This is a genomic window from Thioclava electrotropha (assembly GCF_002085925.2).
GTDB classification, from domain to species: domain Bacteria; phylum Pseudomonadota; class Alphaproteobacteria; order Rhodobacterales; family Rhodobacteraceae; genus Thioclava; species Thioclava electrotropha.
Map to the genome: position 1 here is coordinate 55215 of NZ_CP053563.1, position 16757 is coordinate 71971.

The following is a 16757-nucleotide window of genomic DNA, read 5'->3' on the forward strand; positions in this document are numbered from 1 at the left end:
TAGCGAATCCAGCCTGCGCCACAAGAGCAAAGCCGACCGCATGACCGAAACGATACTCACCGCTGAGCCGACGATCCGACTTGCCGCTTTCCTGGGCGTATTGGCGGCGATGGCGCTATGGGAGGTCGCGGCCCCCCGGCGGCGCAGAGAGATCCCGCGCTTGATCCGTTGGACGAACAATATCGCCTGGTCTTTGTGGATACGGTGATCCTGCGCCTGGCATTCCCGATCCTCGCAGTCGGATTGGCCGTCATGGCCGAGGATCGTGGCTGGGGGCTGTTCAACAATCTTGATTGGCCCAGCTGGGCAGCCATCCTTGTTTCGATGCTGGTGCTCGATTTGGCGATCTACCTTCAGCACGTCATGTTCCACGCAGTTCCCGGACTTTGGCGGCTTCATAGGATGCACCATGCCGATCTCGACTTCGACGCAACGACGGGCCTGCGGTTCCATCCGCTGGAAATCCTGATCTCGATGGGGATCAAGCTGGCGGTGGTCGCGGCGCTCGGGCCGCCTGCGGTCGCGGTGCTGCTGTTCGAGGTGATCCTGAATGCGACCGCGCTTTTCAACCACGCTAATATCGATCTGCCGCGCCCGGTTGATAGAGTGCTGCGCCTGTTCGTGGTCACGCCCGACATGCATCGCGTCCACCATTCCATCGATCCGCGTGAGACCAATTCGAACTACGGCTTCAACCTGCCTTGGTGGGATCGGCTATTAGGCACCTATGTCGCGCAACCGGCAAGGGGGCATCAGGGTATGGAGATCGGGATCGAACAGTTCCGCACGCGCCGTGACCTTTGGATCGATAGAATGCTGATCCAGCCCCTGCGTGGCCCAGCTTCGGGCCATGCTCTCGACCCACGCATCGCGGTGGAGGAAGAGGAATGACCTACATCCTCGGCATCCGTGAGAACCTGCGCCCTTTCTTGAACAGCCCTTGGAGGTGCTCTTTTCGGCTTTCAGGAGGCCCGTTGACCCTTGGAAACGCACTCCGCTTAAATCCCGCCTCCGATCAGAAAGATACAGATGCTTGAAATCATAACGCGACGCCTTGGCTTTGCGGCGATCCTTCTCGGCCTTGTGTCCCTTGCGCTTCTTGGTTTGTCCGTCTGGGGCTATCGCGCGGGCGGCTGGCCTTGGCCCCAAGCCTATGACATCGCCGGGTGGGGTGTCTGGGCGGCATTAGTGGGGGTCGTCGCAGCGCTCGTGACGTTGGCGGGGGCTATCCGCAAGAGGCGCGGTGCCAGCATTGCGCTGATTGGCCTGATCCTGTCCTTACCCGTTGCAGGCCTCGGAGTGGCTTTCGAAATCGCCGCTCGGACGACACCGCCGATAAACGACATCTCGACCGATACCGAAGACCCGCCAGTCTACTGGTTCACCGCGACCCCAACGGACTACCCGGCGCAGAATGCCGAGCCACAACGCTCCGCCTATCCGGACGTGCGCCCGCTGGAAATTCCGATCCCGGTCGAGGATGCATTCGCAAAGGCGTTGACCCTTGTTGAGGCGCGTAGCTGGGAGGTGCTCTCGGCCGACCCTGCGGAAAACCAGATCGAAGCTATCGCCCGAAGCCGCGTCTTCGGCTTCGAGGACGAGGTGGCAGTTCGGGTCACCGACATCGAGACAGGCAGCCGCATCGACATGCGGTCACGCTCGCGCCTTGGGCAGATCGACCGCGGCGCCAATGCCCGACGCATCGAGGCGTTCCTTGCGGAGCTGCAAGCACAAGTCACCGAATAAGATCGAAAACCAAGGAGCACCCAGATGAAACTGTCCCACATTCTTGGCGCGGCCACTGTCGCGCTTTGCCTCTATTCCACTCCCATTTTGGCGCAGGACGCGGCCATCGAGGCTATGCAGGAATACATGATGTTTTCGGAGTATGAGGCTGGCATCATACTACCGCAACAGATCGACCAGGCCGTCTTTGAAACGGCGCTTTTCGTCGACACACGCGACGCAGAGCAGTTCGACGCTGCCACGATTCCCGGTTCCATCAATATCGAATGGCGCGAAGTGCTGGACCGGATTGACGAGATCCCCGAGGATCGAATGACAGTCCTCTTCTGCAACACCGGCAGTCTGTCCGCCCAAGCAGCATTTGCCCTGCGGGTGGCGGGTCGAACGAACGTCGTAGTTCTGCAAACTGGTTTCGCCGGTTGGGAAAAAGACGCTGCCTACAAGCCCTGATCTGAACCGTTCCTGATGGCTCCGGGCCATGGCGTTGGCTCGGACTGCCCGTCGATCGAACTGCTTTGAGAGAAGTCTCCGAAGCGATGGGGCAACAGAATAGTCGGCTCAGCACAACCTACTATCAGCCGTTCCTTTTCTTGTTCAGTCCTTCATCGATACTGCAGTAAAAATCCAATTCCAGCGCCCTTGCAAAATCCTTCGCCCTTGCGGCACAGATCGAGTGAATGCTGCGATCGGCAGGCTTGTCCCGCAGAGCTTCTATAGGAGCCGGAAAGGTGCTGCGGCGGGCCTAGAAGACCGCTTCGGAGAAGCTGCGCGGCAGCGCCGACGAGGACAACGAATGTCTGGTTAGGGCCGATTGCTCCGAGGCCTCACAAACTCGAAGCTGCCACCAACACCCAAACCATGCTATAAGAGATGCATGAAGAGCTTTCGCGACAAAATGCTTGAAGTACGCCCGGAGATCGCTGTGCGCGAGGCCGAATTTCGAGACAAGATCGACCTAGCAATGGAGCTCCGTGCTCTGCGCGACACCGCGAACCTAAGCCAGGAACAGATCGCAACTCTTTCGGAGTTGTCGCTCGGAGATGTTCAGACCTGCGAGTCGCTCACCGGCGATATGCCGGCGCCTGAGGATGTCGCGGCATATCGCTCCACGGTTCACGCGTATAAGTCGACTGGCTGAAACGCTCGGTCATTCTGAAACCGGAGAGAAGCTGCCGCACATTCTTCATTGGCTTACATAGAGAAACCAAGTCCTAAGCGGCACCCTTCGACTGCCTCTCAACCCGCATCCCGAGCTCTCAATATTGAGATGGTTCGGCTTACATCATGTTCAGGGATCGAAACCAGACAACCCACAGCACTGCCCCCAAAGGCAACTCCCGAGATCGCAAGCGCCTCTTGCAGGCCCAATCGCTCCGCGGCGCGATGATCTGGACCAGCGAACCGAAGGTTGAGAGCGTCATCACCCATCCGCCCCACCAAGGCGACACCAAGGGTCGTCGCGATCAAGTTCCCTTGGGCGACTCAACCGGGGACGTTGGCCTGTTCCGCCTCCATTACCCCCTCATCCTCCAGCCCTTCTCGGTCGGGCAGGCCCTGCAGGCTCTCCAGATCGAAGGCCGCGAGGAACTGGTCGGTGGTAACGAAGGTAAACGGCGCGCCGCGTTGAGGCGACCTCGGCCCGGTGGCTATCAGGCCGCGGCCGTGCAAACGACCCGTGAGGTCGCGGCTTATTTCCTTCCCGAATATGTCCTTCAGCCCATCGCGAGTGATCGGCTGGTGGCAAGCAATGGCGGCGAGCACGGCGATGTCGAATTCGCTCAGATCGAAAAGCTGGTCCCCGACATCCGCCGCCGCCCGGATCGCGGGCGCATAAGAGGACCGGGTGCGCAGCATCCAACTGTCGGCGACGCGAGCCACCTCGAATGAGCGCCATTCCAGATCGGCGGCGAGGTCCGCAATCAACAACTCGACCGAGGCCCCCTGCCCTACCACCCGTGCAAGATCATCGCGCGGCACCGGCTTTGCGGAGGCAAAGAGCAGACCGCCGAATAGGCGGCTGAGAAAACACTGGAAACTGACCCGAAAATGGCCGCCGAACAGGCGGTTGGGGGTCAGGCTTCATCCGGCAGGTCACTGCAGGAGCAACAGTGGAAAAATGCGGCGCAGGCTAGATTCTTCATTTCCGTCCGCGCAAGAAGCGACCAGCGTCAAACGGGAGAGGCGAGTTCGCTTCTCCCGTTTTTCATGAGTTCAGACACGAGCGTTGCGGTCGGCGTTCGCAGCGGAAGCTATCCGCACAAAATGGTTTGGCTTCATAACCCCGTTTCTCGCCCTGAGCGAGGTCGCCACGTAGCCCCGCCGTTCGACAGGCTCAGCCCCAGAAAAATGTGCGTCAACGTTTCCGCGCCACTCAATCGGCGAGCGTGCCGATCAGCGCATCGAAGTTGCGCACTGCGGCACTTTCGTCGAAATCCGACCGATAGACCCGCTGTGTGGTCCTACTGGTATGCCCCAGCATCTTTTGAAGTGCCCAGAGAGCATCCGGCCGTGCCCTGCGAAGCAGATCGGCGATGAGGGTGCGCACAAGATGTCCGTGGATCCCGAAGTCGTGGGCAAGACGCCGGTTGATATAGCCTTTGTTCACGACCCGCTCAGAGAGCGTCAGCAGGTTCATGCCTTCGACCTCATCGAGACGTTGAGCCAGCATCCAGTCCGGGCGGTCTCCCAGGATGAACCGGTCGATCAATGCCGAGGTGCCGGGCCAAAGCAGGTCCAGGTCTTTCTTGTTTCCTGTCTTATTCTGCCGGATCCCATGCCCCCAGTCGCCTGTATCGCTGCGGCAAATCTCCACCCCGACGCGGTATTCCCGCAGATCACCCTGACGATCACCGGTGTTCACCAGCAACGCATAGACCATCGCTTTCTGGCGCAGCTTGAACGCCGATGTGGAACCTCCCGGCAGGGACTCCGCTTCCGCGCGCGCCGCCTCGGCCTCGTCCAACAAGCCTGCAAGCGTAAACCTCGCGCGAAACTCTTTCAGCCGCGCCCATTTCCCGGGGTCGGTGGCCACCGCTTCAGAATGAAGCGCAGAGATAAGCTCGCCGATCGCCTCGAAGCTGCCCTCGTCGAACAGCCCGGCACGCAGGAAGAACATTCGGACATTTTGGAGGTAGTCACGCGCGGTGCCGAATGAGACGTCCCGCTCCTCGTCGAGATAGTGCAGGAAGCCATCGTAGAGTTCGTCCGAGGGCCACTCGGGAAGGGCCACGCCCCGACTGGCCGCCCAGCTCCGTGAGCGAGCCAGCATTCCGACGGCGGACACCAAGGTGCTTTTTGTTTTCGGCGCGAGTGGTTTCAATCGCACCCCGTAGGGCCGCACGCTCCGCTCCAGCGTCGGCAGAGCCGTGCGCCAGGCCACCGGCCAGTCATCCGGCGCCAGGCCCACACGGCGGCTTGATCCTTCGACTTTTTCTTTTTTGTTGTACCTCGCATTGAGCCATCGATCCCAGTCCTGCTTGACCGGGTGCGATGGGGAAAGCGGCACGTCCGGAGCAAACTGACGCAGGGCTGCGACGAGACAGCGGAACCGGGACCGCGACGTGCCGGTGGCACGAAACACCTCCGCGGTCACCTGTTCGGGTGCGAGCCCAGCCTTGTCCAGTTCGACAAAGAAAGCCTCCAGCGCGGCGGGCATGCCGCGCTGAGAGAACTCCTGCTGCCGCAGATGGTCCTGCATCCGTTCCACCACGCGTGGCGGGACATGCGGCATTCGCGCGGGCAGCTCCCCTGCCCTTTGGTCTCGGGTCTTGGTCATGCGGCTCTCCTTTTCAGAAAGGTCTCGAGCGTCGGGTCGAGCGCCTCGAGCGCTTCGGCAAATAGCTTCGCGGCCGCTGCGCCTTCGCCACGGGCGTAGAATTTTTCCACAGTGGAAACCTTGTCGCAAAGGAACGCGGCGACGGTCGTGTAATCACCCGGATTTGCGGCAAGCCAGATCGTCGCCATGACATGCCGCATCAGGTGTGGTTGAAGGCCCGGAACACCGATCCGCGCGACACATTTATTCCAGACCCTGTTGTATGTGTGGCGCGACAGCAGCCCCTTCGGCCCGGGCAGGAGCAACACGTTTTCGTCGAAATCGATCCCATGTTTTTCGCACCATTTGGGGAGACCCTGATCGAGCCATTGCATGATGACACGCCACTGACGCTCAGGAATCTCACCGGCGATCGGGCTGGCGTTCTTCACACGCCGACGATCGATCTCAAGCCAGGGTCTGGCATCGCGGAGGGGTCGAAGCAACTCGGCATCGTCACCGTCTATGATGAGTTCGTGCACGTTCTTCGAGCGCACCGAACGCGCAAGTAGCAGCGCCAGCAAACTTGCCCCCATCGAGAGATGCAGCGCCGTCTCACGCTCGCGCGTCTTGAAACTTTTCCAGTCGTCGAAGACCAATTGAGCCTCCTCGGCCAGCCGGCGCGGACCTGAAACAATCGCGCGAGGCACGGCGGGATCGCGCTGCACGAGTTTCACGAATTGCTCCCGCCCTTTCGACATTTCGCGGCTTTGGTGGCTGTCGACGCGATCAAACCGCGCGTCTTCCAACTCAAACACCACGTCCTCGGACCATTCGTTGCGATCCGCGAGGACCTGAAGGCGCGCAAGCACCCCACCTGCGGATGACGTCTCCGTCGGATTGAGCAGAACCTCGGACGCCTCGGCACGCGCGATATAGGTATCGACCGCTTGCTTGACGATCTCGGTGGTGAACAGGTCGCGGATATCGTTCAGATCATAGGCATCAGACCGATCGGGATACGCGTGCCGCACCAGCCAGCTCAGCGCATTGAGATGGTTCTTGCGCGCACTGTCAGGATTTCCGACGCCACGGCGACGGCCCTTGCGCTGGCCCGCCGCAGAAAGCTGTCCCTTTCCGAGCTTGCCTTTGAACCGGTCGCCGCGCCGCGTGCGATCCCCAGTGATCGCCCGTGTGATCGCGCGGTCCCGGGAGGCAACGAAGGCGGGCGTAAAGAGCGTCCAATCGAGTGGCCCATCCCGAAGATGCGGGATCGGACCGATCGGAAGCTGCGGCAGAAGATGAGCGATCGCCGGATGCCGGTTCTGCTCACGCACGAGGCGATTGAACGCGGCTATAGCGTTGCGAAACGATGCAGCCTTGTCCGCGCGGCAGGCAATCAAGGTCTGGCGGGCAGTTTCAGTCGTCAGCTCGCTCGGGTGCAGATGACCGCCGTGCGAGCGCAGGATTGTCATCGAGACCGAGAACATGTTCGGCAGAATGCGATTGCCTTCGTCATCGAAGGTATTCTCGACGCGCGCGGCGTAGTCCACGATCTGATCCCAGGCGCCGCGCTGGTCGGAGACCTTTACGGGGGCCGTCACGCTCTCCTGCGCGCGCCGGATCGTCGACGCGATCTTCTTCACCCAAATGTTGAACACTGCTTCCTGATCGCCCGGCGTAGCGCCGCGGAATTCGTCGGCCCAGATGATCGACTTCGCGCGACGGATCCAGTCGTTTTCATTGGCGGGAATTTGCGACAGCCGCAGCCCTGTAAGACGTTCGGCCTTGTGCAACGCGGCCGCGAGGGTCTTCGCGGACGCCTCGGAATAAACCGACGGCAGGACATGCGCGACGTCTTTGAGGGTTTTCAGCCCGATAGATTGTTCGTTGCTCATCTTTTCATTTCCTCCTGTCGGTTTTCATTCGACCGCCCGACCGTTCATTGCGACAATATGAATGGAACGGGGTGCGAAGTTTGGCCCGTAAACTTCACCCCCCGTTCCATTTATCGGAGGAAATTCCCGCCTTTTTCAGTGTTTTGCGGTTCACGAAGCGCCGCGCGCGCCAGGCTTCGACTTCCGCCGGAACGAAGAGGCATGCCCGCCCGGCACGCCGACTCGGAAGGTTTTCCGCACGGGCCTCCGCCCTAATGTACGATGGACTCACGGAGCAGAGCCGCGCCGCCTCTTCCACCGTCAGGAGATCGCCCTTATACGCCGCGACCATGCCCTCCGGAGGTGGCCCGCCTTCAAATGCGAAAACAGCGTCCCAAGTGTAGCGCAGCTTCGTGCCGTCGGTGACAGGAACGAGCAGGCCGCGCTGTTCGTGTCGCCAGAGGAAGGTGTCACTTGCTGAAAAGCGCCATCGACGTCGCAGAAACGCCCGGTCGAGCAGCACTGGCGGAGAGTCGCAATCGGGATTTTCGTGTCCTGTGGGCATTCTCTATCCATTCTCTTGGGGGCAGAGAAGACAAAGGGAGAATGCGGGGAGTTTCAAAATCGCCAGCAGAATATTTTAGGGTGTCGGAACAACTTGTTGATCAAATGATCAGTATAGTAACGCCAACGAATTCGCGCGCACCCGCTATCGGAGGCGATGGGGCGCCGAAGGCTCAACCCCTGAGGGAAAATGTTGGTAGCTCCTCTCCGTCTCCAGAGGGGCTCTGTACTTGGGTAGCTGCGCCGCTCGAAGAATTCTTCGAGGCTTCAGATCGGGTTCATCCCGCTCGAGAGCCACTTGGCAAAATCCGGCTCTTTGACTTGCCCCGAGGCCAGATCCTTCATCGCCCGGACGCCTTCGACCGGTGTTGGTCGGAAAGAGTAGCCGTTGAACCGCAAAAACGTGACCGCGGTCACGAATGCTGTGCGCTTGTTTCCATCCATGAAGGCACATGTCTTGGAGATGCCGAAGGCGTAGGCCGCTGCGATTTCCGCGAGGCCAGCGTCGGTGTATGCGGCGAGATTCCTCGCGCGGGCGCAGAGTGGCGCCCTTCGGGCTTGAGCGCGTCGTCGAGCGCGCGATACGCCGCCTCTGCCTTGCGCCGGATCTTATGACGGGTCTCCTCATCGGAAACGAGCGGAACAACATTTGCGATCTCGTTGTCACCGCAAGAATAGCGCCACTGTACTTCGAGAGCGGTGAGTGAGCCGGGGTGCCTGATTTCGATCTAGCATGCGATCTGAATGATATCACGTTCGAGTTGCTGCGACGCTGCCCTCGTACGCTCCATCCCGGCCTGCATTGCGGTTGCGCGGGAGATGCCTGCCATTTTTCATCATCCTTTACTTACACTTGACGGCGCCGCCCATTTTGTTCGCACAGCAGCGGATACTGAGGGGAGGTCTCCCTACCAAAATTCGAGCCCGATCGATTCCCACACAAACTATAGTTTGTGTGGGAAAGAGCACGCACCGACCAAGTCGGTCGGAACTTGAGCGCCGTCTTCCGGTTGCGATCTTCATATGTCGTTCATTCGGTTCAGCCGTGCCGGCTGCGGGAAATCCAGCAGCCGGCTTCCATTTATACGGTTTCGATGATCTTGGATCGTATCTGCTCCAACCGTTCGTTGCGGCTCGCGCAAGCGAGTGTGGCGAGCTGGCGCGCCGATCGCGCATCAGACGTGCTGAGAACGAAAAGTAGCTCTGCCAGCGTCCGGCGGACCAGGAGTGTGCCGCCCCGGTCCGTCAGACGAAGGCCATCATCTGCAAGTGCGTAAGATTGGCGGGAAAGCTCCAGCGTGACGAGATCGACGACGGCATGTTCGAGAGCGGCCGCACGAAGCGCACTGTCTGGGGAGAGGATACACGCTGTCAGCCACGTCCTCAGCCGCTCGCTCCAAACCGCGTCATGTGCGTGAGTGAGCAGAGACTGCAGAGCGGGCAGATTGCGCTGGCCAAAAGCTTGAACGGCACTGAGTTTCTCGGGATTGTGCATAACATTACCTATCTCTTGTTGCGATATCGCACCCGGCTTCTGATCCGGGTTGGATCCGCGGGCGCCATGCGCGATGCCCGCGGATCCAACCGGATCAGAGCCTGTACGCGGGGTCCGCGCCCGCCGGAACCGCTCAGACCAGATACGGCTCGCCTCCCCTGCGACGGCGATCGCCTCGGCGCGGGTGCAATCCGCGGCGCTCTGCTTCGATCCTGCGTTCCGCGGTCGGCCAGCTGGCTTCAATCTGGGCAAAGAGATCGTTTTGACGCCGTCGCAAAGCCTCGGTCAGTCGTCCGAGGACAGGGGTTCCCAGAGCATTCGGCACAAGCCGCGGATCCGCGCGGGCCACCCGCACGCGACGCGCCAGCACGAACCGACTCGCTTTATCGAGTCCACATTCAGCGAACTCGGCAGTCACACGCAGTTCGAAGCCAACATTCGCGCGCGAGCGAGAGGTGGTACCGTATGCGAGAAGGACTTCCTTATCGCTCGCGTCGAGAACGAGGCAAGGCCGGGCGTAGGGCGCCATTCCCTCGGAATGAGGAAATCTGAACGAGACAATATCGCCCGGGAAAAGGGGATTAGGCAGCAGACGAAACACGAATAAAACTCCTGTGTATACGGCAGCGGCTGAGGGCCGATGCGGTGGCCCGACAGCACCGCATCGGCCCTCAGCCGCTGCCGTCTTCTTTACGATTAGGGAGCGGCTTGAGGCATGCGGCGGTACCCGCCGCCGGGCCGGTTGCTAGCCGCGGGGCGGAGGATCTGGAACGATCCCCGGCAAATGGCTGAAGTCGAACGTTTTTGCGTCGACCTTCCGGCTGCCAGACGCGTCAATCAGCGTCACCTTCGCACCAGCGGGATGCTTTCGGATCGCCGAAATCCACCAGGTTGTCTGAGCGTGACAGACCCTGCATTCGACGTGACGCAAGCCATAGTCTTGTCTGTCCCGGCTCTCGATGACTACGAGCGTTACCCCTGTCATCTTCGCAATCCGCGTCAAAGACGCCATGTGCTTGCCGCGTAGACGGCTCCAGTTCATCGACGAAGGGCCATAGAATTTCGGAGCCTTACCTTTGAAGACATGTCGGATCACGATGAGATAGTTGAGATCGTCGAGGCTCCGACAGTCTCCGACTTCGGCAAGATCGAGGAGCGTGTAATAGTCAGATATCCGAGCAGCCATTAGCCGTTGAGTAAGGCCGGAAAACTGCCATGCCAGTATTCTGTTACGTTCAATGAGTCGGATGTCATCGAACAAGTCCGTCCTCTTCGCTTCTGCAACGAGCCGATGCAGCGACGTCGCGCCGTTCTCGCGGTATGGGCCAACGATCGCTCGGAGCCGGGTCCCCTCGATCCATGTCTTCGCAAGGCTCGGGGTCTCAATCGCCTCACGAATCCAGAGCTCTTGTCGGTCTTGGTGATGAAGCATCGCGAGGATCAGCTTGAACGACGTGAGACTGAACCCCGCCCGTCTGAGATGCTCGACGAGCACCTGCGCGATCTGAATTTTGCCGTTGTCGGCCGGCATGTCTGCTCCTCTTTCGATGACTATCGATGAGCAGATGTGTTTCTTACCAAGCGCACGGAAATCGCGAGAGCGGCTCACTTCGGGGCTCGACCAACCCGTTTCTACTGTTTGGCAAACCCGTTCGTGAGGTGGCAGCCCCCGGGAACACCGGCCTCCTGCCCCGCTTCTGATCAGCACTACCCCGGATCTGAACCTGTAGATTTTACGTAGGTGATTGATTTCGCGAGGAATACGTCTGCTTGAAATGGTAGAAATTAGAAGAAATCCCAGAAATCATCAGGAATCCCGAACGGTTTTGGGGGATTTGTTTTGGTCACACCAAGCCCAAGCCGCTCGCGAACAGTTCACAGATTGGGCACCGGCGGAAACGTGGAAGGTTTCGTAAGAGGAGGTCCTTGGCCGACCAAGTTTGTGTGCAGCTTCAAGCATTCCAGATCCCCCTTGCCGCCAGTGCGTATCTTGCAATTGAGAGGAGAGGCTCTGGGAGCGCTCATGCGAGCGCGTCCCTTTCTGAAACGGACGAGACGAGCCGACACCCCGTCCCAATAGTGCGGCTCTAAACTGATCGAATAAGCGCGCGAATCCAGCTTTCTGGATTCGCGACGTCATGCGGATATCCGAGGGAGACGCTCGAGACTTGGGTTTAGCCAACAGTTATGGTCCTGCCTTCGTGACACCTTATCTTCAGCGGCCCTGCTGCCCATCATGACTGTCCCACGACTCTACGAAGACCAAACGCTCCAGGTCATCAATGGTTTCATCGGTGGAGCCCGAGGCGCCCAGCAGACGTGAGACCCGGCCTGATGCTCCAGTGCCAGTGAACCATTTCGATGCAGCGATCACGCCACGGAACTGGCCGAAAAAATCGTCTGTTCCGATTTCCGTCCGCTTCCGTTGGATCCGATCTCCCTTCTGAGGCGCTCGGAAACACCGTCGCCAATTGGACCAACTCTCTTTAAAAGAACCCCGTGTGATCCCTTCTGCCAAGCTCGACCTCTCGATCCTGTCTGAAACATCTTGGGAATCCGATTAACCGCGGCTCGGCTTCCAGAAACTCGCTTCGATTTCGAGCGGAGTGCATGTTCGCGCGCCGACGACCGTCTGCCAACCACCACCCCCCAAAAAACATCACGAAATCCGTTTCCGTACACCGAGAGATGAACCCATCTCCCTCCAAGCAGAGACGACGACACCGTCAAACCTCTTACATCCCGACAGGAGACCACCCAATGCCCAAGCACCCATTTCCCCTACGTAAACCCGAGGACCTCAGCAACCTCAAGTTCATTCTGCAGGCTCTGCAAGCGACCGGGCGACCGCCTGGCTCAGGAGGTCTGGTTGGCCTGCCACCCTCCACCCACGTCTCCATCCCTTCGAAGTCAAGGAAGCTGCACTGATGGCCGACATGGCCCTGTTCTGCCTGGCGGCGACGCGATCGGCGGCCTTCCAATCGTCAAGCAGGGCAAGACCTCGTCGTCGCAGCAGGATGAAGAGGTTGCGCGCAGCGGGCGGCCAGAAGACGTCTCACCAAGTGCAAAGAGTCCCCCGGCTCACAAAACCCGACCTTCTCAAAGATACCTGCACATAAAGGACCTTATCATCATGATGACAGACAGCAAATCTACCAAGTGGACCGATCTCTTTTCCAAAGAGCCGGCCCGTCTTGCAGCCCTCCCTCTGACGGGGCCTCTGCCACACACCCCACATCTCGTTCAACCGGACTCCGCCCGCCCCGGCAACCTTATCGGGGTATTTGGGGGTATCCACAATTCGACAGGCCAGAGCTTCAACACTCAATCGATTATCGAAGTCGCCTATCAACAGGGCGCACTCGAACCGCAAACCATCTTCGATGACGAGATGTCGGTATCCAACGCCGCGGCGTTCCGCGAGATCACCGCCGTGCCCTTCGCCGGACTGAATCATCACCGCATCGTGCATCAAGCCCGGATGGTTGAGAAATGGACACCATACACAATACACTTGGTCCAGTTCGCCGATGCGCTCCTCTACGTACACCCCCACTGGATTCAGGGCATCTGGGGCTGGCGTGAAAGCCACTCCGAGCTTTGCCCTCTGGTGGTTCTGATGGAGAGTGCAAAGTCGCGGGAAGAAGGCGAGCGATGCATCGAGAAGGCAATGCGCTACATCGAGCTGTTCCACTCGCTTCTTCCGCAGTACGAACGAGCCAGCGTGCACATGAACATCGAACGGCCCCGTCCGGAGGACTTCTGCTGCCATGACGCTGAACACGATTCAGTCGTGCTATAGTCTGGAGGCTCTACTGCGGCGCGATGGAGGCATCAGCGCGCCGCGGTAGACTTAGTGTCAGGATTCATAATCAGTAGATGACGGTTGCTGCGAGTGCTATCCCGGAGTAGCCATTTGACGTTTGACAGACCACCGAGCAGCGCGCGCACCGATGTAATCGCTGACCTGAGCGGCCATGACAAACAGGTCAATCGGTCGTCCCTCGCTGTCGCAGATGGCGTGCAGTTTCGTGTTCATGCCGCCGTTGGTTCGCCCGATCAGGCGACGCGCTCCCTTTCTTAACGGCAATGCTGGTCGCCGTTGGATGTCAGTCACAAGCAGGCGCATTCGCGTGGAAAGATCGGAAGCGCCCTCTGCAGCCAGTCTGGCAAGTTCCTTTTGGAAAACGTGGCGCCCAGTGCCAACCCGAATGCCGCGTTCCATCAAGAAGCCTCGACCCTGGTTGATCAAGCGCGTCCTGTCCGACACGAGGCGCTCCCGCGCACGGTGTGCGCACACGGTGCAAAGCCTGAAGGTCGAGCTGTTCTTCCGATTTGATCGCAACGAATGAGACCGTCGGGCGCGTCGCAGCTTCGGCAATCGCCTCCGCATCACGGTCGTCATTCTTGTAAACCTTCACATAGGGCCGGAAGTAGAGCGGCGACATCAACCGAGGCTCATGTCCCTTCTCAAGACAAAATCGCCCGATGTGATGCACCCCGCCGCAGGCTTCCATCGCAACCAAGCAGGGTGGGAGCGGAATAAGAAAGTCCAACAGCCGATGCCGCTGGAGCCGTTTGCGAAACACAACCGCTCCCGCTTTATCCAGCCCTGCATGACTGCGAACGGCCTTGCCCAGATCAATGCCCAAAACCTTGATGTCCATCAGATGCTCCCTCTCCACCTCTGCCCGCAATGGTAGCAGCGGGTTGGTGGGAAGGCAGTTCATCCCAGTAGGTCAGTCGTTGGTAAGCGAAAGATGCGAAATTCGGTTCGCGAATTTGCAGTTACCGACAAGAAGTAGATTTGCCTGTAACGCTATCAGTGAGCTACCCCCTGAAATTCGGACACTGACATAAGCTACGATTTGCAGTCTGCTGATCTTCGACGAGAAGGAGATCAGAGATGTCGAAACGCAAGCAGCACGCACCCGAGTTCAAGGCAAAGGTCGCGCTGGAAGCCCTGAAGGGTGAAGAGACAGCGGCCGAGCTGGCGAGCCGGTTCGGGGTGCATCCAACGATGATCCATCAATGGAAGCGGGCCTTGCTCGAAGGCGCGTCGGGCGTGTTCGAGCGCGGGGGCCGAAGGAAGCCCGAGATCGACGAGGAGCAGGTGAAGGAGCTCCACGCCAAGATCGGGGAGCTGGCGGTGGCCAACTCTTTTTTGGAACGAAAGCTGAAGCCTTGGGGCGGGAAGTGAGGCGTGGCATGATCGAGCCGAACCATTCGGATCTGTCGATTGGGCAGCAGTGCAAGCTGCTGTCGATCGCACGCTCATCCTATTACTACGAGCCGAAGGGCGAAACCGAACAGAACCTCGGCCTGATGCGGCAGATCGACGAGCAGTTCCTGGAGACCCCGTTCTTCGGTGTCCGCCAGATGACCTGGCACCTGCGTAACGACGGCCACCTGGTGAACGAGAAGCGGATACGGCGACTGATGCGCCTGATGGGGCTCATGCCGATTTACCAGAAACCCAACACAAGCAGGCCGGCGAAGGGGCACAAGACCTATCCCTACCTGCTGCGAGGTCTGCGGGTGGATCGCCCGAACCAGGTCTGGTGCTCGGATATCACCTACCTGCCCATGCGGCGCGGGTTCCTCTACCTCGTGGCGATCATGGACTGGCACACCCGCAAGGTTCTGTCTTGGCGGATCTCGAACACGCTGGAGGCCGACTTCTGTGTCGAGGCGCTGAACGAAGCCATCCACAAGTTCGGCCCGCCCGAGATAATGAATACGGATCAGGGTTCTCAGTTCACGTCCTTCGCTTGGACGGATCGGCTCCGCCGGTCGGGCGTGCGCATCTCGATGGATGGGAAAGGCCGATTCCTCGACAACATCTTCATCGAGCGGCTGTGGCGAACCCTGAAATACGAATGCGTCTACCTGCATGCCTGGGAGACAGGATCGGAGACAAAGGCGGCGATCCGGAAATGGATGACCTTCTACAACCACCAGCGCCCTCACTCAGCCCTCGGCGGCAAGCCACCGGCGCTGGTCTATTGGCAGAGACATGATATCAACCAACCCGGTCAGCAGGTGCAACGAGTAGCTTAAATTACGTCAGATCCTGTCCAAGAGATGGGGAGTAGCTCACAGTTTCGCTGCTGGCGCATCATTTTTCGATGGTGTGCAGTCATCCAAAGCGAGCGCTTGCCTCTAATCGACTTTGCGTTTTAAGCGGCCATAGCGTGTTTTCGTTTCGTGAATGTACATGTGGCAGGATATACGCTCGAGCCCAAAGAGGTCGATTCACATGAGCCGAGAGAGCAAGTTTCTCGCGCGAATACTGCGCCACGCGCCGGACGAGATCGGTGTGACGCTCGATCCTGCTGGATGGGTGCGCATTGACCTACTGCTTCGTGCGATGAAAAAAGCGGGTCGCGGCATGACACGCGCGCAACTCGAAGATCTCGTCAAGACGAATGACAAGCGTCGTTTCACGATTCGAAAAGACATGATCCGAGCTGCCCAAGGTCACTCGATTTCCGTCGATCTTGGTTTGCAGCCGCTTTCCCCGCCGGAGTTTCTATATCATGGCACCGCATCTCAAAGCCTCGATGCGATCTTCGCATCCGGGCTGCTTCCCGGGGGGCGCCGACAAGTGCATTTGTCGGCCGATCTGTCGACGGCAGCTGGAGTCGGCAAAAGGCACGGAAAGCCGACGGTTCTTCAAGTCGAAGCTATCAGAATGCACGGTGATGGCTACGTGTTCTGCCGTGCCGACAACGGGGTATGGCTGACCGACCATGTGCCGTCCGAGTATCTTCGTTTTGGCGTTCGAAGTGTCGATTAATCTCGACGTAATTCGCTCTGAAAGGATCAGTGCCTAATACTGAGAAGCTAATTTCTGCATGCGAGCGGAAGGGCCGAGAAGCTCAATCTTGTGCCGACCGCCGCCATTTTCGCGTGCGACTTGTGCCGCGGAAACGACGCCTGAGCGGATATCGCGCTCATCCTTGGCCCGCGCGGCGGCTTTTTCAACGGCGCGCTGCTCGAATGAAAAGTGTTTCTCAGACTTCATCACGTACTCCCTGAGCTTCTCTCAGATGCAGTGAAATCGTCAAAAATCAAGAAGACCTTACATCTCAGCCTGAATCAGAGCGCGTCTATTCATCTGAGAACATCTCATCAGTAATGAGCATGAGGCGATGTGAACCGCCCCATTTTTGCCGGAGGCTCCAACTCCTGAGTAGGATGAAGCATCATGAGCAATGCGACGAACAAGTTTTCCCCCGAAGTGCGCGAGCGTGCCGTGCGGATGGTCTTGGATCACGAGGGCCAGCATGGCTCTCGCCGGCAGGCGATCGTGTCGATC

Annotated in this window: 14 protein-coding genes and 4 pseudogenes; 7 read left to right on the forward strand and 11 right to left on the reverse strand. The window is 59.3% G+C overall.

Going from position 1 to position 16757, the window contains the following annotated elements; genetic code table 11:
• The first annotated feature begins 40 nt into the window (after positions 1 to 40).
• The 4 genes and pseudogenes from AKL02_RS20645 to AKL02_RS20660 all read left to right on the forward strand — a co-directional run bounded on the left by AKL02_RS20645 (position 41) and on the right by AKL02_RS20660 (position 2884).
• Positions 41 to 891, forward strand: a pseudogene (locus tag AKL02_RS20645) (sterol desaturase family protein).
• 138 nt (positions 892 to 1029) lie between these two features.
• Entirely contained in the window at positions 1030 to 1746 is a 717-nt protein-coding gene (locus AKL02_RS20650; RefSeq protein WP_083080186.1) for a DUF1499 domain-containing protein, read from the forward strand.
• A gap of 24 nt (positions 1747 to 1770) precedes the next feature.
• Positions 1771 to 2196, forward strand: a complete 426-nt coding sequence (locus tag AKL02_RS20655; RefSeq protein WP_078523298.1) for a rhodanese-like domain-containing protein — start codon at positions 1771 to 1773, stop codon at positions 2194 to 2196.
• A 424-nt stretch (positions 2197 to 2620) separates the two neighbouring features.
• Positions 2621 to 2884 carry a helix-turn-helix domain-containing protein gene (locus AKL02_RS20660; protein ID WP_083080188.1) on the forward strand — a complete coding sequence of 88 codons (264 nt, stop codon included), beginning with the start codon at positions 2621 to 2623 and terminating at the stop codon, positions 2882 to 2884.
• A 344-nt stretch (positions 2885 to 3228) separates the two neighbouring features.
• Here the strand turns inward: AKL02_RS20660 and scpB are convergent.
• The 8 genes and pseudogenes from scpB to AKL02_RS20700 all read right to left on the reverse strand — a co-directional run.
• Positions 3229 to 3747, reverse strand: a pseudogene (gene scpB / locus AKL02_RS20665) (SMC-Scp complex subunit ScpB); the annotation flags it as partial.
• Positions 3748 to 4117: 370 nt separating this feature from the next.
• Complete coding sequence (locus AKL02_RS20670; RefSeq protein WP_083080194.1) at positions 4118 to 5521, reverse strand: site-specific integrase; 1404 nt, start codon at positions 5519 to 5521, stop codon at positions 4118 to 4120.
• A complete protein-coding gene (locus AKL02_RS20675; RefSeq protein ID WP_198453324.1) occupies positions 5518 to 7296 on the reverse strand; it encodes a hypothetical protein in 1779 nt (592 codons plus the stop codon). Before AKL02_RS20675 ends, AKL02_RS20670 begins: the two co-directional genes overlap by 4 nt.
• A 196-nt stretch (positions 7297 to 7492) precedes the next feature.
• On the reverse strand, positions 7493 to 7942 hold the full coding sequence (locus AKL02_RS20680) for a helix-turn-helix domain-containing protein (protein WP_083080200.1): 450 nt from the start codon (positions 7940 to 7942) through the stop codon (positions 7493 to 7495).
• A 266-nt stretch (positions 7943 to 8208) separates the two neighbouring features.
• Positions 8209 to 8466 (reverse strand): annotated as a pseudogene (locus tag AKL02_RS20685) (type II toxin-antitoxin system death-on-curing family toxin); the annotation flags it as partial.
• A gap of 556 nt (positions 8467 to 9022) precedes the next feature.
• Positions 9023 to 9436, reverse strand: a complete 414-nt coding sequence (locus tag AKL02_RS20690) for a hypothetical protein (protein WP_083080205.1) — start codon at positions 9434 to 9436, stop codon at positions 9023 to 9025.
• Positions 9437 to 9569: 133 nt separating this feature from the next.
• Positions 9570 to 10037, reverse strand: a complete 468-nt coding sequence (locus AKL02_RS20695) for a hypothetical protein (protein WP_133052018.1) — start codon at positions 10035 to 10037, stop codon at positions 9570 to 9572.
• Between the two features lie 144 nt (positions 10038 to 10181).
• On the reverse strand, positions 10182 to 10967 hold the full coding sequence (locus AKL02_RS20700; RefSeq protein WP_083080211.1) for a hypothetical protein: 786 nt from the start codon (positions 10965 to 10967) through the stop codon (positions 10182 to 10184).
• Positions 10968 to 12569: 1602 nt separating this feature from the next.
• Between AKL02_RS20700 and AKL02_RS20705 the strand changes: the two genes are divergently transcribed.
• Positions 12570 to 13238, forward strand: a complete 669-nt coding sequence (locus AKL02_RS20705) for a hypothetical protein (RefSeq protein ID WP_083080214.1) — start codon at positions 12570 to 12572, stop codon at positions 13236 to 13238.
• Between the two features lie 98 nt (positions 13239 to 13336).
• On the opposite strand, the pseudogene AKL02_RS20710 reads toward AKL02_RS20705, so the two are convergent.
• Together AKL02_RS20710 and AKL02_RS20715 are read right to left on the reverse strand one after the other, a co-directional pair.
• Positions 13337 to 13545, reverse strand: a pseudogene (locus AKL02_RS20710) (IS5/IS1182 family transposase); the annotation flags it as partial.
• On the reverse strand, positions 13546 to 14103 hold the full coding sequence (locus tag AKL02_RS20715; RefSeq protein WP_165757060.1) for an IS110 family transposase: 558 nt from the start codon (positions 14101 to 14103) through the stop codon (positions 13546 to 13548). It lies immediately after the preceding pseudogene.
• Positions 14104 to 14342: 239 nt separating this feature from the next.
• Here AKL02_RS20715 and AKL02_RS20720 point away from each other — a divergent pair.
• A protein-coding gene (locus AKL02_RS20720; protein WP_232621810.1) for an IS3 family transposase occupies positions 14343 to 15496 on the forward strand; the annotation gives its coding sequence in 2 pieces (ribosomal slippage) (positions 14343 to 14595 and positions 14595 to 15496; 1155 coding nt in all).
• Between the two features lie 199 nt (positions 15497 to 15695).
• Positions 15696 to 16235: an RNA 2'-phosphotransferase gene (locus AKL02_RS20725; protein WP_083080491.1), complete on the forward strand. Its 540-nt coding sequence runs from the start codon at positions 15696 to 15698 to the stop codon at positions 16233 to 16235.
• Positions 16236 to 16268: 33 nt separating this feature from the next.
• On the opposite strand, the gene AKL02_RS20730 is transcribed toward AKL02_RS20725, so the two are convergent.
• A complete protein-coding gene (locus AKL02_RS20730) occupies positions 16269 to 16463 on the reverse strand; it encodes a hypothetical protein (RefSeq protein WP_083080489.1) in 195 nt (64 codons plus the stop codon).
• Positions 16464 to 16757 lie beyond the last annotated feature (294 nt).